The sequence below is a fragment of the Spirosoma lacussanchae genome (assembly GCF_005870035.1).
GTDB classification, from domain to species: Bacteria; Bacteroidota; Bacteroidia; order Cytophagales; family Spirosomataceae; genus Spirosoma; species Spirosoma lacussanchae.
Genome location: NZ_SWJG01000004.1, coordinates 116,967 through 130,593, shown reverse-complemented (window position 1 = coordinate 130,593; position 13,627 = coordinate 116,967). Strand labels below are relative to the sequence as shown.

The window sequence follows — 13,627 nt, the reverse complement described above, 5'->3', positions numbered from 1 at the left end:
GTCGGGGGGTGTGTTTATGGGGGTGGGGCGGCCGTGGGGGGTTCTGGCCCGGGGGGGGCCCCCCCACGGCTCTTTCGGGTAAGGCCACTGAATACTTCTCAGCTCGTTCAGTAAGGCGTAGGAAACGCCGGTAACATCCAGGTTGGTCCCGGCGGTGGTTTTTACGTATTCGTCATAGACTTCGGCCGCGCTGGTGTAGTTGAAGGCATTGGCAAAGCCCATTTTCTGCGCAAACCGCCAGATGATCTCTGCATCGGGCAGGGCTTCGCCGGGGGCCTGGCGTATCCGGGGGAGGTAGGTGATCCGGCGTTCTGCATTCGTCATGGTGCCCTCTTTTTCAAGCCAGGCCGCAGCGGGCAGCACGACATCGGCAAAAGCGACGGTATCGGCCCGGTTCGACACGTCCTGTACCACGACAAAGCGCGCCTTTTTTAGGGCGTTCTCGGCCGCGTTCAGGTCGGGCAGACTCACCAGCGGATTGGTGTTAATAATCCAGATTGCTTTCAGTCGACCATCGTCCAGGGCGTCGAACATCTCCGTAGCGGTCAGGCCCGGTTTTGGGGCAATCTGAACCGGGCTTTTCCAAAATGCTTCCAGCTCAGCGCGATGGGCTGCGTTGGCCACCTCCCGATGCCCCGGCAACAGATTAGCCAGGCCGCCCACTTCGCGCCCGCCCATCGCGTTGGGTTGGCCAGTGAGCGAAAACGGTCCATTGCCCGGCGTGCCGATGCGGCCGGTGATCAGGTGCAGGTTAATCAGCGACAGGTTTTTATTGACCCCGATCACCGACTGGTTGAGGCCCATAGTCCAGAGCGACAGAAAGCCTTTGGAGCGGCCAATGCAGTTGGCGACCTGCTGAATGTCAGCGGCCGGAACACCGCATACTTCGGCTGCTTCGTCTAGGGTACGTTGCATGACCTGCGCTCGGTAGGCCTCAAAACCATCGGTATGTGACGTGACAAACGACTGGTCAACAGCGCCCTGTTCGACCAACAGCCGACCGATGGCGTTGTTCAGGACTATATCCGTGCCGGGCCGGATGGGCAGATGCAGATCGGCCGAGCGGGCGGTGTCGGTCCGGCGGGGGTCAATGCAGATGATCCTGATATGTGGGTTAGCCGCCTTGTGGGCTTCGATGCGACGCCAGAGTATGGGGTGGCACCAGGCCGGATTGGCCCCCTGGACATAGAAAAGATCGGCGTTTTCGATATCATCATAGCACACCGGTACCGAATCTTCACCCAGCGAGAGTTTGTAGCCTACCACCGCCGAACTCATACAGAGACGTGAGTTAGTATCGATATTGTTAGAGCCGATGAACCCTTTGATGAGTTTATTGACCAGATAATACTCTTCCGTCAGGGATTGTCCCGATACATAAAACGCTACCGAGTCGGGACCATATTTTTGGATAAGGGTTCGGAAAACGGCAGCCGTACGGTTCAGGGCCGTATCCCAGCTTACCCGTTGCATGGGCATACTGCGGCTGAACCGCATCTGCGGGTACAGTAGCCGGTCTGACTGATCCACAACGGTATAAGGGAGGTTCAGGCCCTTGGAGCACAGCATGCCGCGGTTTGACGGATGGTCTTTGTCTCCCTCAACCGTCAGCCGTCCGTTTGGCTCCTGGTTGACTACGATACCGCAGCCAACACCACAATAGCAGCAGGTAGTTTTGTGTGTCATCGGATTGTCTGGTAATACAGGCTGATGCATCGGGCTGGCGCAGGCTTTATCTAACCGTTTCGGTCATCAGGCCGTTTGCAGGTCAGCTTCGGCAGGTTCGGCAACGGGTTCGGTATTGAAATTGACCAGCAAGAGCAACAGGCCGACGAGCACCACCGCCACGCCGATGTACAGGAAAGCCTGACTATAGCTGATGGTCGCCGATTTGAACAGGAACCCCATCAGCATACCACCCACGTTGCCGCCGGCCCCCACAACCCCCGAAACGATGCCAACGGCTTTGGTGTTGACAAAAGGGGTAATGGCGTAGGTAGTGCCGTTTGCCATCTTGAGAAACATGGCAAAGGTGATCATCGATACGATAGCCATGGGCAGGTTACCGGTCTGGGCAAACAGCGCGATGCCGGCCCCCTCAAGCAGCAGCAGGCCAGCCAGGAGCAGTCCTTTACCCCGCATTCCATAGCGTTGGCCTACGTTGTCGGCAACGATACCGCCAACGGCCCGGGCAAAAATATTCATGAAGCCGAACAGCATGGCCCAGAAACCGGCTTCCGTTTCGGCCATGTGGAAGTTATCGAAGAAATACAGAGCCGCCACTCCGTCGAACGTGATCTCCATGCCGAAGCAGCAGCCATAGGCGAGGGCCAGGGCCCATACGCGCAGATCGGCACAGGCTTTCCAGAACGAAACTGTCTCCTGATGACTGTCGGTTCGGTCTATATCGTCGTAATTGCCGGCGGGCGTGTCCTGGGTGTAGCGATAGTAGACGAATGCCATAACGAGCATTAGCGCGCCCGGCACGATCATAGCCAGCCGCCAGGCATCGGCTTTCACATAGCCAAAGCCAACAATGGCGCTCATGATGAGGGGCATGGCAAGCTGCGTAACGCCCCCGCCCAGGTTGCCCCAGCCGCCAGCAACGGCATTGGCTGTGCCTTTGATGGTAGGGGCAAACATCATGGAGGTGTGAAACTGGGTGATGACAAACGAAGCCCCTATTACACCAATGGCCAGTCGAAACAGCAGAAATGTGGTGTAATCGTGGGCCAGGCCAACGAGCATAACCGGCAGTGACCCCAGAATCAGCAGCGCCGTGTATGTTTTACGCGGTCCCCAGGTGTCGCAAAGCCGACCGATAATCAGTCGGGCAAAGATGGTAGCCGATACGGCGGCAATGATAGTGTTACCCACCTGCGGCTTTGTCAGGCCCAAATCGGCCCGGATGGCAGGCATCAGCGGAGCCAGGCCAAACCAGCCGAAGAAACAGACAAAAAAGGTAAGCCAGGTGATGTGAAAGGTTCGCATCTGTACTCCGCGGATGCTGAAGATGTTCAGTCTGGTTAGTTTATCAGTCGACATGATCATATAGGTTCGAAGCGTGAGAAATTGGTAGTGAGGGTTACGTAGCGTGGGGCGTCGGTTACTGCCTGATGGCCAGCGGTTTAGTGTAGAAAAAGTCGGGGCGAATGTTGATCATCAGATAAGCCCATTGGCCTACCTTATCTTTCGCATTCATTGTACCCTGTTTGGCGTACTCCAGGCTGTTGGTGCCGTTCATGATCGAGTAGCCCAGTTCCAGGGTGGTGAATTTGTTCAGGGCGTAAGTGGTCACGAAATCATATTCCATGCCCAGCTTCGGGTCGAGTCGGGCGCCAGCGGGGGCATCGGCCATCCGGTTGTAGGTAGGAGCCGCCAGGGCAAAATAATGCAGGTCGAAGGTGGTGGTCAGGCGGGACGTGGCGTATCTGAATTTCAGGAAGGCATCTTTGAGGCCACCAGCGGGTGAGCCCGTGCCGACATAGAAGTAATCCATATACCCCCAGTGCCGGTGGGGCGTGCCATAGAGCGGATCGAACCGGTTCGTTTCACCAGCCTGCAGGGTCGTAGCGTCGTTACCCGACAGCACTTCATAGCCAGGGCCAACGCTCAGTGGCCCTTTCTGGAACATGACGTTTCCGCCGTAGTGATAGGCCTTTTTGATCGATAGTCCGTCGCGGTCTCTACCACGCTGTGCGTAGGCAAATGCCTGCCACTGTACTGTACCGATGCGGGACGATGCGTTGCCCAACTGACCCGTTAGCATAGCCCCATAGGTTTGGCGCGAATGGGTGCCCAATACATCATACCGTCTCCCATATACGTAACCCGTCGCGGTGCTCCCCAGCGAGTCGGCCCGGTACTTCTGAAAGTCATCTTTGAAGAACAGCGCCGAGAACTTTGTCTGATTAAACTTGTGCGTCAGATAAATCATCTGGAATGATTTGAAGTGCTGGTTTCGTCCGTTCGTGCTTAGTGGAGTAGCCAGAACCGGCGCTCCTCCTTTACCGGCCGTCGGTATAAAACCAGCTGGAATAGCCAGCGTGACATTTTTCGACGAGAGTGCTGATGCCGGTACATTGCCCGGTGTGTAGTTATCACCGACCTGACCAAACGCATCGGTGTTCTGATTAAACCCAGCCCCCAGATCCAGCGCCCAGCCCTGGTGCTGGGCCTTGAGCAGGGCCGCATCGAATCGACGCCCCTGTTGTAGCCAGTCGAGGTTACCCAGCAGGCGCACATCATCGTATACCAGCTCCTGACGGCCAATTTTCAGGGATAGGTTCTGTATCGGCTTGAACTGAATGGTGGTATCGGCGCGGTTAGCGAGCGTTATTTCGGCCCAGGCCTCGTGAACCATCAGCCGGTAGCCATCGGCATTGTTGATAGTGGCGGCATCCTGGCCCCAGACTCGTACATCCTGCACGGCGGTATGGAACATGACTCGATCCCATTTGTAGCCGAAGGTAAGTCGGGTACGCTGCGACGTAAACAACGCGGCCGGACTGTTTTTGGGAGCCAGGTTACCGAGTCCGTCCCGGAGTTCGGTTCGGGTTCTGATCTGCCCCGTCAGTGACAGTTGAGCAAAGAGGTCAGGCTGGGCCACTACCAGTAGAATCACCAGCAGGGCCAACCGGGTGATGTAGATTGATTTCATAAAATTTCAGATCGATGCAGGTACGAATGCGGTGAGATGACATAGTAATAGCCGGGATACCCGAATACGGGTAAACTACAGGCAAAGGCCTGACGGACAGGAGTCGGGAGGGGTGGTCATGAAGAAGCCCGCCGAAGGGGGACCACCCGATTGCGATGAAGGCGTTTGCGTTAGACGCTTTTTTCCATTTTCTTTGATGCGTTTGTGTTATACATAGACAACCCTGTTGAGCCGGTCCAAAGGTGCCCCCACACCGGACCGGCTTTTTTAGACCCGTGCGGAAGACAGATCGTGCAGATACGCCATCGAGTAGGATGGGTGTAAGGCAACGACCTCGCCAATCATCAGCACGGCGGGCGCCCCCACGCCCTGCACCGCGATCAGACTTGGCATCTCCCAGACTTGGCCAACCACGCACTGCTCATTGGCGCGTGTCCCGTTCTGTACCACCGCCATCGGTAAGTGACCCCGACCGTACTGGCAGTACATCGCACAAATTTCATCCAATTTGTTCAATCCCATCAGAATGACCACCGTCGCTTTCGATTGGGCGGCCAGGTACAGGTCGTCCGACAAGTCGCCCTGGCGTGTGGTACCGGTAATGACCCAGAAGCTCTCGCTTACGCCCCGGCAGGTTACCGGAATATGCTGGGATGCTGGTACGGCTATGCAGCTCGACACGCCCGGTATTATCTCGCAGGAAATATGGTGTTCCAGCGCATAGGTGTATTCTTCGTATCCCCGGCCAAACACAAAAGGGTCGCCCCCCTTCAGCCGCACCACGTGCCCATGCTTCCGGGCCAGCCGAACGGCCGTCCGGTTGATGTCCTCCTGCGACATGGACACCTGACCGGCTCGTTTGCCTACGTATGTTCTGAGCGCATGTTCCGGAGCAAAGTCCAGCAGGGTGGCGTTGGCCAGATCGTCGTATAAAATAACGTTGGCCTGCCGGAGCGCTCTGATCCCTTTTAGGGTGATCAATTCGCCGTCGCCCGGACCCGCCCCCACGAGTGTTAGCTTTGGCTGCATAGTGATGATTTACTAAGGTGTCTATTGAAATTGTACTATAATGGTTAATTATAACTATCTGTGTTTGCTGGTTCAAAAGTAGAGAGTAAATCGTTAAAAACAAGACTTTTCGATAAAATATACTTTAAATTTGATAATATGAAGAATATAATAGTAGGAAATAGTAAAAAGACAGTTTAATTTTGATGCGTAATAATTTGTAAGCCGTGGGGGTAAATTCTTGAATTATTACAACTAAAAAACAGGGTTTTTATAAGATCATAGTCACTAATAACTATGTATGCACAAACAGCAAAGCGCGTTGTCGTAATCGGCAACGGGATGGTCGGCTACAAATTCTGTGAGAAGCTGCTGGCCGATGAGAAAAAAGCAACTGCGTTTGCGGTAACGGTTTTCGGGGAAGAGCCGCGCGTAGCTTACGATCGGGTTCACCTGAGCGAGTTCGTCGGGGGGAAGTCAGCCGATGAGCTGGCCCTGGCCCCGGCCAGCTGGTACGCCGAGCAGGGTATTCAGCTCTACCTCTCCGATCCGGTTGTTGCTATTGACCGGGGGCGGAAGGAAGTACGGTCACACACGGGTCGTGTCGTTCCTTACGATTATCTGGTACTGGCTACGGGCTCGGGCGCTTTCGTGCCCGCTATTCCGGGGATTGAGAAAGAAGGGGTCTTTGTCTACCGGACTATCGAAGATCTGGAGCTGATTATGGCGCACGCGCGTCAGCTGCGAACTGCCGCGGCCCACGGCCCGAAACGAACGCGGGGGGCCGTACTGGGCGGAGGGTTGCTGGGACTGGAAGCGGCCAAAGCGCTGCTGGATCTGGGCCTCGACGAAGCCCATGTCGTTGAGTTTGCCTCCCGGCTGATGCCCCGCCAGATCGACGAAGCCGGTTCGGGCATACTAATGCGCAGGCTCGAAACCGTGGGATTGTCCGTTCATCTGGGGAAAAGCACCCAGGCGATCGTGGGCGAGGCTGCCATTAAAAGCATGGTCTTCGCCGACGGCGTCACGCTGGACGTCGATATGCTGATCGTTTCAGCCGGTATCCGACCCCGCGATGAGCTGGCAAAACGGGCTGGCCTGGATACGCATCCGCGCGGGGGTATCGTGGTCAACGAGTTCATGCAGACATCGGACCCGGCCATTTTCGCCATTGGCGAATGCGCACTGGCTCATAATATGATTTATGGACTGGTCGCGCCGGGCTACGAAATGGCATCCGTAGCCGTCGCCCGGCTGACCGGCATCGAGAAATCGTTCAAGCCGTATGACATGTCGACCAAGCTGAAGTTGATCGGTGTCGACGTTGCCAGCTTTGGCGATCCGTTTGCTGAAGGAGAGGCCTGCCAGACGATTGTGTATGAAAATAAAGCCAAAGGGATTTACAAACGAATCAACGTAACGCCCGACGGAAAGGAACTGCTGGGTGGTATCCTGGTGGGCGATGCCGAGCAGTATACTATGTTGTTGCAGCTCTGTAAGAACAAGACCGTTCTGCCTCCCGATGCCGAAGACCTGATTCTGGGCGCAGGCCGGGGAGCCGCCGAAGGAGCCGGAACTATCCCGGGGGGGGTGATGAGCCTGCCCGATGATGCCCTGATCTGCTCCTGCGAAGCCATCACCAAAGCCCAACTCTGTACCGAAATTGCCGAAAACGGGCATACAACCATCGATCAGTTGAAGAAATCGACCAAAGCCTGCACCGGCTGCGGAGGCTGCACCCCGCTGGTCAAAGACCTGATTGCGGGCGTGCTGACCGAACAGGGACTGTACATCCGTAACGTAATCTGCGAACACTTCGAGTATTCGCGTCAGGAACTGCTCGATCTGGTGAAGATGAATGGCCTGAAAACCTTTGGGGCCGTCATTAACCAGTTTGGCCGTGGCGCAGGCTGTGAGGTTTGCAAGCCTGTCGTGGCCTCTGTGCTGGCCAGCCTCTGGAACGAGAACGTGCTGACCAGCGACCGGGCTCCCATTCAGGACTCGAACGACCGGTATCTGGCCAATATTCAGAAAGGAGGCACGTATTCGGTAGTGCCGCGGATACCGGGGGGCGAGATAACCCCCGACAAACTGATCGTGATCGGGCAGGTGGCTCAAAAATACGCCCTGTATACCAAGATCACCGGCGGTCAGCGCATCGACCTGTTTGGCGCTCATATAAACGACCTGCCCAGGATTTGGGAAGAGCTGATAGCCGCTGGCTTCGAGAGTGGCCATGCGTACGGGAAAGCCCTGCGTACGGTAAAAAGCTGCGTCGGTTCTACCTGGTGCCGGTTTGGGGTACAGGACTCGGTCTCGTTTGCTATTGAGGTTGAAGAGCGTTACAAAGGCATCCGGTCGCCCCACAAGCTCAAATCCGGCGTGTCGGGCTGTATTCGGGAGTGCGCCGAAGCGCAGAGCAAGGACTTCGGGATCATAGCAACGGAAAAAGGCTGGAACCTATATGTAGGCGGCAACGGAGGCTCCCGGCCGCAGCATGCGCAGCTGCTGGCTTCGGACGTGGATAAGGAAACCTGCATCCGGCTGATCGACCGGTTCCTGATGTTCTACATCAAAACGGCTGATCCGCTGACCCGTACCGCTACCTGGCTCAACAAAATGGAGGGCGGCATGGCCTACCTGAAAGCCGTAGTCGTAGACGATGTGCTGGGTATTGCCGATCAGCTGGAGCAGGACATGCAGCAGCTGGTCGATTCCTTCGCCTGCGAATGGAAAGAAGTGGTCGGGAACCCGGACCTGCGCAAACGGTTCGCTCACTTTGTCAATGCCCCGGAGGAGAAAGATCCGCACGTCCGGTTTGAACCCCTCCGCCATCAGAAGCGCGCCCTCGAATGGCAGTAATCCAACGATTGCACCAATCCTGCGCGTATCACTGCTTCCTCATCACTCATTCCTAATAATCGTAGCTCATGGAGTCAATAACCCTCGAAAAAGAAGAGATTACCTGGCATCAGGTGTGTACTAGTGCCGATGTACCCGCCGATGGTGGGGCCTGCGTATTGATCGAAGGCCGCCAGATCGCTATCTTCAACTTTGCCCGTACCAGCAATTGGTATGCCACCGACAACCAGTGTCCACACCGGCAGCAGATGGCGCTGGCGCGGGGCATGACCGGTAGCCAGGGCGACGAGCATAAGGTGGCGTGTCCATTCCACAAAAAGACGTTTTCGCTTAAAACCGGTCAGTGCCTCACCGATAGCGACTACCAGATCGCCACCTATCCAATACAGGTGGAGAACGGACTGGTATTCGTTGGCTTATAACGAATGACAGAACTCGATCAGCAGGTAGCCCGCCGTTTAACCCGTTTCTACATCCTGGCCCTCACCGTGATCGCCCTGCTCACGGTGAGCGGGCTCCTGTTTATCAAACAGACCATTCGGGATCTGAACGATAACGGGCGGGTTCTGAACGTGGCCGGGCGGCAGCGGATGCTAAGTCAGCGACTGACCAAAATCACCGTTCTGAAGCTGGTCGGCATCCCCTCACCCGATGCCCCGCTGTTCGATTCGTTACTGACCGCCTGGAGCACTACCCACGTGCAGTTGCGGAAGGGCCGTTTGCTGATGGAAAAGGCGTATGACGTGCCTAAAAGCAATGCGCTGAATGCGATGTTCGATCGGATCGAGTCCAGTTACCAGACTATCTATACCAACTTTGTCCAGATCGGCAGGCCCGGCCCCTCCGCCAGCCAGCAGAAGCAAGCCGTAGAGCAGATTCTGGGCCAGGAACCATCTTACCTGAGTCAGATGAATGCCATTGTTTTTCAGTTCGATGCTGAAAATTTTGCCCGGGTAAAGCACCTCGAACGGATCGAATGGATACTGTCGCTGGCTACGTTACTGACCCTGCTGATCGAAGGGCTGCTGATTTTCAGGCCGGTCGTGAACTACACCCGACGGGCTATCCGCCAACTGGCCGAATCCGAGAGGGCGCTCCAGCTGGCCAACGGGCGGCTGGCCGTAACTAACCTTAATCTGGAAGCCGCCAATCGTACTTTGGTGGATACGCAGGAGTTGCTGGTCCGGACGATTGACGAAAAGTATGCACTGCAACGCGCCGAAGATCGGGTTCGCTCAGCGGCTTTACTGGAAGGGCAGGAAGAGGAGCGCCGGCGTTTTGCCCGCGAACTCCACGACGGCATCGGGCAGATGCTGACGGGGCTGAATCTACATGCCGGGAAGCTTAAGAAAATTCCGTTTCCGGACGATAAACAGCGCCTGCGGTTTGAGGAGCTATGTACCATGATTCAGGACATTATTCAGACAACCCGCCAGATTTCGCACAACCTGATGCCGTCGGTGCTGGGCGATTTCGGGTTGGAGGCTACCTTGCAGCTCCTGGCTCAGCAAACGGCACAGGCCTCGGCCATCAATGTGCAGTTCACCGGCCCGGGCGACGAGAAACGCCACAGTCCAGCGGTCGAAATTGGCTTGTACCGCATTGCGCAGGAAGCGCTGAACAACGCGGTCAAGTATGCCGGCGCGCACCAGATCGACCTCCGGCTGCAGCGCACCCGCACCCAGCTGATTATGACGGTTGAAGATGACGGGAAAGGATTTTCGCCCCGCAAGACCGTTCGGCGGGGGCAGGCTCCGACGGTAACCAACGGGCTGGAAAACATGCGAACGCGGGCCCGTTTGCTCAACGGCGATTTGACCATCAGCTCGACGCTTAAAAAAGGGACCAGAGTGGTTGTTAAACTACCTTTGTCTGACACACAGATTCACTAACCATGCCGATACGACTCCTTATTGCCGATGATCATGCTGTGGTGCGGAAAGGAATCCGGACGCTGCTGGAAGACGAAACCGATATCCAAATCGTGGGAGAAGCTACCGATGGCGACGAAGCGATCGACCTCATTCCGTCACTACGTCCTGATGTGCTGCTACTGGACATTACCATGCCGCGCATGTCGGGGATCGACGTGACCCGGGTGGTATCGCGGCAATTTCCGCAGGTTCGTATCCTGATCTTCAGCATGCACCATAATGCCGATTATATTCTGAGCGCGGTTCAGAACGGGGCAGCCGGCTACCTGCAGAAAGACACGAACGAAGAAGAGATTCTGCGCGCCGTCCGGATGGTAGCCGCCGGCGATCTGTATTACCCATCGGCCGCATCGTCAGTCATTATCCGGCATCTGGTTCTGCCCAACGTGCCAAAGCCGGGCGAGACGGGAGAATCCCAGCGTAACCCTGCGCCCGGTTCGATCTGGACTAAGCTGACCCCCCGCGAAGAACAGATTCTGACCTGCCTGGCCGAGGGGATGAGCAGCCGTGAAATTGCCGACCGGTTCGACATCAGCGCCAACACAGTCGCCAACCAGCGGGCCAGCATCATCCGGAAAGCCGGGGTTAAAAACACGGTTGAACTGATCCGGCTGGCGCTGAAAAAACAGTAGTAATTTGCGATTTATGGCTATTTCAGCTTGCCGAAACCCAGTTATCGGAATGTGAAATTATACGTCAGGGTCGGAATAGGTGTCGCAAAGATTTGCAGCTGGTAAGCCTGCGTCTTGCCATTCTCGGTCCGGAAGAAGGCCGAGTAGGTATTCCGGCGCGCGTAGAGGTTATATACGGTAAACACCCAGCTACCCTGCCAGCGCCGGTTTTTCAGGCTGGGGTTGGTAATGTTCCAGGAGAAATCGAGCCGGTGGTAATCGGGTAAACGGGCCTGATTACGCTCGCTGTAGTAGGGGAATTGGCTGGGCTCGATCGACCCAAAATCGGTGACTCCGTTGATCAGCTCGGACAGGGAGCCTCCGTTAGCCGGCGACTCATTGCTTTGTAAGGAGACAAAACCGTTGGGGGCCGTGTAGGGCCGTCCGCTGCTGTAGGCAAAGGTGAAACCAAAACTGTTGTTCCGGTTTACGGTGATCGTCATCGATGCGTTGAGCGTGTGTGGTCGGTCGTAATTGGCGGAATACCAGTTGCCATTGTTGATCCGCTCCTGAAATGTGGACCCCTGATCCACCTTATTGAGGGTTCGGGCATAGGTGTAATTGACCCAGCCGGTTAGTTCGCCTTTTTTGCGGGCCAGCATGACCTCCAGGCCATACGCCTGGCTACGCCCCTGAAGCAGCTGGGTTTCCGGATAGGCCTGCAACAGAAAGTTCGCGCCCGGTTTATAATCGAGGGCCTGCCGGGTGGTGCGATAGTAGGCTTCGAGCAGCAGGTCGTAGACATTATCCTTGAAATTTCGAAAGTAACCGGCCGTAACCAGCTGGCTAACCTGGGGCCGGATGTGAGTGTCGCTGGTTTTCCAGCGGGCGGTAGGGAGTGGGGTCGTCGTGTTGGTGACGACCTGCAGGTACTGCCGCATCAGATTGTAGCCAAACTTAACCGACGAGCTGGCCGATAGTTCATAGCGAATACCGAGCCGGGGTTCCAGGCCACCGTAGCGCTGGCTTATCTGCCCAGTTCCGTACCGCACGGAGTCGACGACCGAGAAATCGTCGACGGGCTGCCCAGGTTCGTATCGACGTACTACACCCGGACCCAAAGCGCCGAACAACGAATAGCGCAGGCCCGCCGACACGGCCATCCGGGTCGACAGGCTCCATTCGTTATCGGCATACACGGCCAGCTCGAGCCCACGTTCGGTTGGGGTATTAATGGGGTTGACCCGGTCGCTCGTACCCGGTAGCAGCGCCCCCGGTTCTACCCGGTAGTGCGTGGCGTTTAGTCCGATCTCGAGTTTCTGGTCCTCCTGCTGAACGTTGAGGCTGGTTTTGAGCTGACGCTGCCTGATGCCGGACCGAATGGTTACGACATTGATCGAGTTGAGTTCGGGCAGCTGGATTTTCGGTACGTAATAAGTCGACGAAAGGGTGGTCTGCAGGTTCAGCTTCGGTGACAGCACCCGCAGCCATCGGGCCATGGCGTTCACCGTCTGGTGGTCATACTGGGTGGCGGTGGCGTTGATGTTCGGGATGCTTCCCAGAAGCTGGGTCTGGAAAAAATCCCTGCTCATGTACGTCATGGCCGTCAGCGTGTTGCGGTCGTTGATCCGCCAGAATCCTTTCACAACCAGGTCGCCGAACTGCGCTTTGATGCCGGCCAGCCGGTCCGATACCAGAGGCAGCAGAAAATCGTTGAAGGCTCCCCGGCCAGATACCATGATGCCAAGCCGGTCTTTTACGATGGGTATATCGGCCGTTAGCCGGTTCGATACTACGCTTACCCCGCCCGTAAGCCGGAACTGGTCGAGGCTGGGGTTGCGCAGCGAGATATCCATGACGGAGGCTGTCCGGCCCCCATAGCGGGCGGGCACGTTGCCTTTGTAGAGATCGAGTCCGTTTACCGCATCGGCCGGGAAGATGGAGAACAGGCCGAACATATGCGACGGGTTGAAGATAGGCGTATCGTCGAGGAGGATTAACGTCTGGTCGGTGGTGCCGCCCCGGATGTTGACCCCATTGGCAGCCTCGCCCACGCTGGTAACCCCGGGCAGCATCTGCAGGCCGCGCAGGAGATCGACTTCACCCAGCGCAGCCGGTAGTTTTCGGAGGGTTTCGACACTGATCTGGCTGACGCCCAGCAGGGGTTGCCGAACATTGCGGTCGAATCCTTTGCTGGTCACGACAACTTCCTCGAGCTGACTGGCGACCAGCACCAGTTTTACCGGCAGCTGGTAGTCGTTTTTCAACTGCAGGCCTATCCGGAACGGTTTGTAGCCAACGTAACGCACCACAACATGGTGGCTCCCTTCAAACACATCGACCGAAAAACGGCCGGAGGCATCGGTGTTGATGCCGCGCACGGACTTGTTAAAGTCGACCACCACCGATGCGCCGGCCAGGGGCTGGTTGGTGGCCGAATCGCGGACGGTTCCGCTGATGGTTAGGAGTGACGCCTGCCCGTGGGCTGCCGTGGCGAAGAGGAACCCGATTAACAGAAGGCGAAGGCCGGTGAGCATACAGGTGGCTGATCA

The 13,627-nt window shown here is 56.6% G+C and carries 9 protein-coding genes; 4 read left to right on the top strand and 5 right to left on the bottom strand.

Features of this window, described 5'->3' with window-relative positions; genetic code table 11:
* From FBR45_RS26640 to cobA, 4 genes are all read right to left on the bottom strand, one after another.
* Positions 1 to 1,686: molybdopterin-dependent oxidoreductase (locus tag FBR45_RS26640; RefSeq protein ID WP_246082271.1), on the bottom strand; the 1,686-nt coding region annotated here is incomplete at its 3' end.
* A 66-nt stretch (positions 1,687 to 1,752) separates the two neighbouring features.
* Positions 1,753 to 3,045 (bottom strand): NarK family nitrate/nitrite MFS transporter, encoded by a 1,293-nt coding sequence (locus tag FBR45_RS16400; protein ID WP_138504246.1) that lies wholly within the window; start codon positions 3,043 to 3,045, stop codon positions 1,753 to 1,755.
* Between the two features lie 61 nt (positions 3,046 to 3,106).
* Positions 3,107 to 4,660 (bottom strand): alginate export family protein, encoded by a 1,554-nt coding sequence (locus tag FBR45_RS16395; protein WP_138504244.1) that lies wholly within the window; start codon positions 4,658 to 4,660, stop codon positions 3,107 to 3,109.
* Positions 4,661 to 4,927: 267 nt separating this feature from the next.
* Positions 4,928 to 5,689, bottom strand: coding sequence for a uroporphyrinogen-III C-methyltransferase (gene cobA / locus FBR45_RS16390; protein WP_138504242.1), 762 nt, complete (start codon positions 5,687 to 5,689; stop codon positions 4,928 to 4,930).
* Between the two features lie 276 nt (positions 5,690 to 5,965).
* Between cobA and nirB the strand changes: the two genes are divergently transcribed.
* From nirB to FBR45_RS16370, 4 genes are all read left to right on the top strand, one after another.
* A complete protein-coding gene (gene nirB / locus FBR45_RS16385; protein ID WP_138504240.1) occupies positions 5,966 to 8,530 on the top strand; it encodes a nitrite reductase large subunit NirB in 2,565 nt (854 codons plus the stop codon).
* A gap of 68 nt (positions 8,531 to 8,598) precedes the next feature.
* Positions 8,599 to 8,952, top strand: a complete 354-nt coding sequence (gene nirD, locus FBR45_RS16380) for a nitrite reductase small subunit NirD (RefSeq protein WP_138504238.1) — start codon at positions 8,599 to 8,601, stop codon at positions 8,950 to 8,952.
* A 3-nt stretch (positions 8,953 to 8,955) separates the two neighbouring features.
* On the top strand, positions 8,956 to 10,422 hold the full coding sequence (locus FBR45_RS16375) for an ATP-binding protein (RefSeq protein ID WP_138504236.1): 1,467 nt from the start codon (positions 8,956 to 8,958) through the stop codon (positions 10,420 to 10,422).
* A 2-nt stretch (positions 10,423 to 10,424) separates the two neighbouring features.
* Positions 10,425 to 11,096 carry a response regulator transcription factor gene (locus FBR45_RS16370; protein WP_138504235.1) on the top strand — a complete coding sequence of 224 codons (672 nt, stop codon included), beginning with the start codon at positions 10,425 to 10,427 and terminating at the stop codon, positions 11,094 to 11,096.
* 41 nt (positions 11,097 to 11,137) lie between these two features.
* Here FBR45_RS16370 and FBR45_RS16365 read toward each other — a convergent pair whose 3' ends face one another.
* Entirely contained in the window at positions 11,138 to 13,612 is a 2,475-nt protein-coding gene (locus FBR45_RS16365; RefSeq protein WP_138504233.1) for a TonB-dependent receptor, read from the bottom strand.
* Positions 13,613 to 13,627 lie beyond the last annotated feature (15 nt).

Excerpts from the sequence above, each read along its gene's own strand:
- FBR45_RS16370 (WP_138504235.1), top strand. The coding sequence starts at position 10,425 with ATGCCGATACGACTCCTTATTGCCGATGATCATGCTGTGGTGCGGAAA.
- nirD (WP_138504238.1), top strand. The coding sequence starts at position 8,599 with ATGGAGTCAATAACCCTCGAAAAAGAAGAGATTACCTGGCATCAGGTG.
- FBR45_RS16365 (WP_138504233.1), bottom strand. The coding sequence starts at position 13,612 with ATGCTCACCGGCCTTCGCCTTCTGTTAATCGGGTTCCTCTTCGCCACG.
- nirB (WP_138504240.1), top strand. The coding sequence starts at position 5,966 with ATGTATGCACAAACAGCAAAGCGCGTTGTCGTAATCGGCAACGGGATG.
- FBR45_RS16400 (WP_138504246.1), bottom strand. The coding sequence starts at position 3,045 with ATGTCGACTGATAAACTAACCAGACTGAACATCTTCAGCATCCGCGGA.
- FBR45_RS16375 (WP_138504236.1), top strand. The coding sequence starts at position 8,956 with ATGACAGAACTCGATCAGCAGGTAGCCCGCCGTTTAACCCGTTTCTAC.
- cobA (WP_138504242.1), bottom strand. The coding sequence starts at position 5,689 with ATGCAGCCAAAGCTAACACTCGTGGGGGCGGGTCCGGGCGACGGCGAA.
- FBR45_RS16395 (WP_138504244.1), bottom strand. The coding sequence starts at position 4,660 with ATGAAATCAATCTACATCACCCGGTTGGCCCTGCTGGTGATTCTACTG.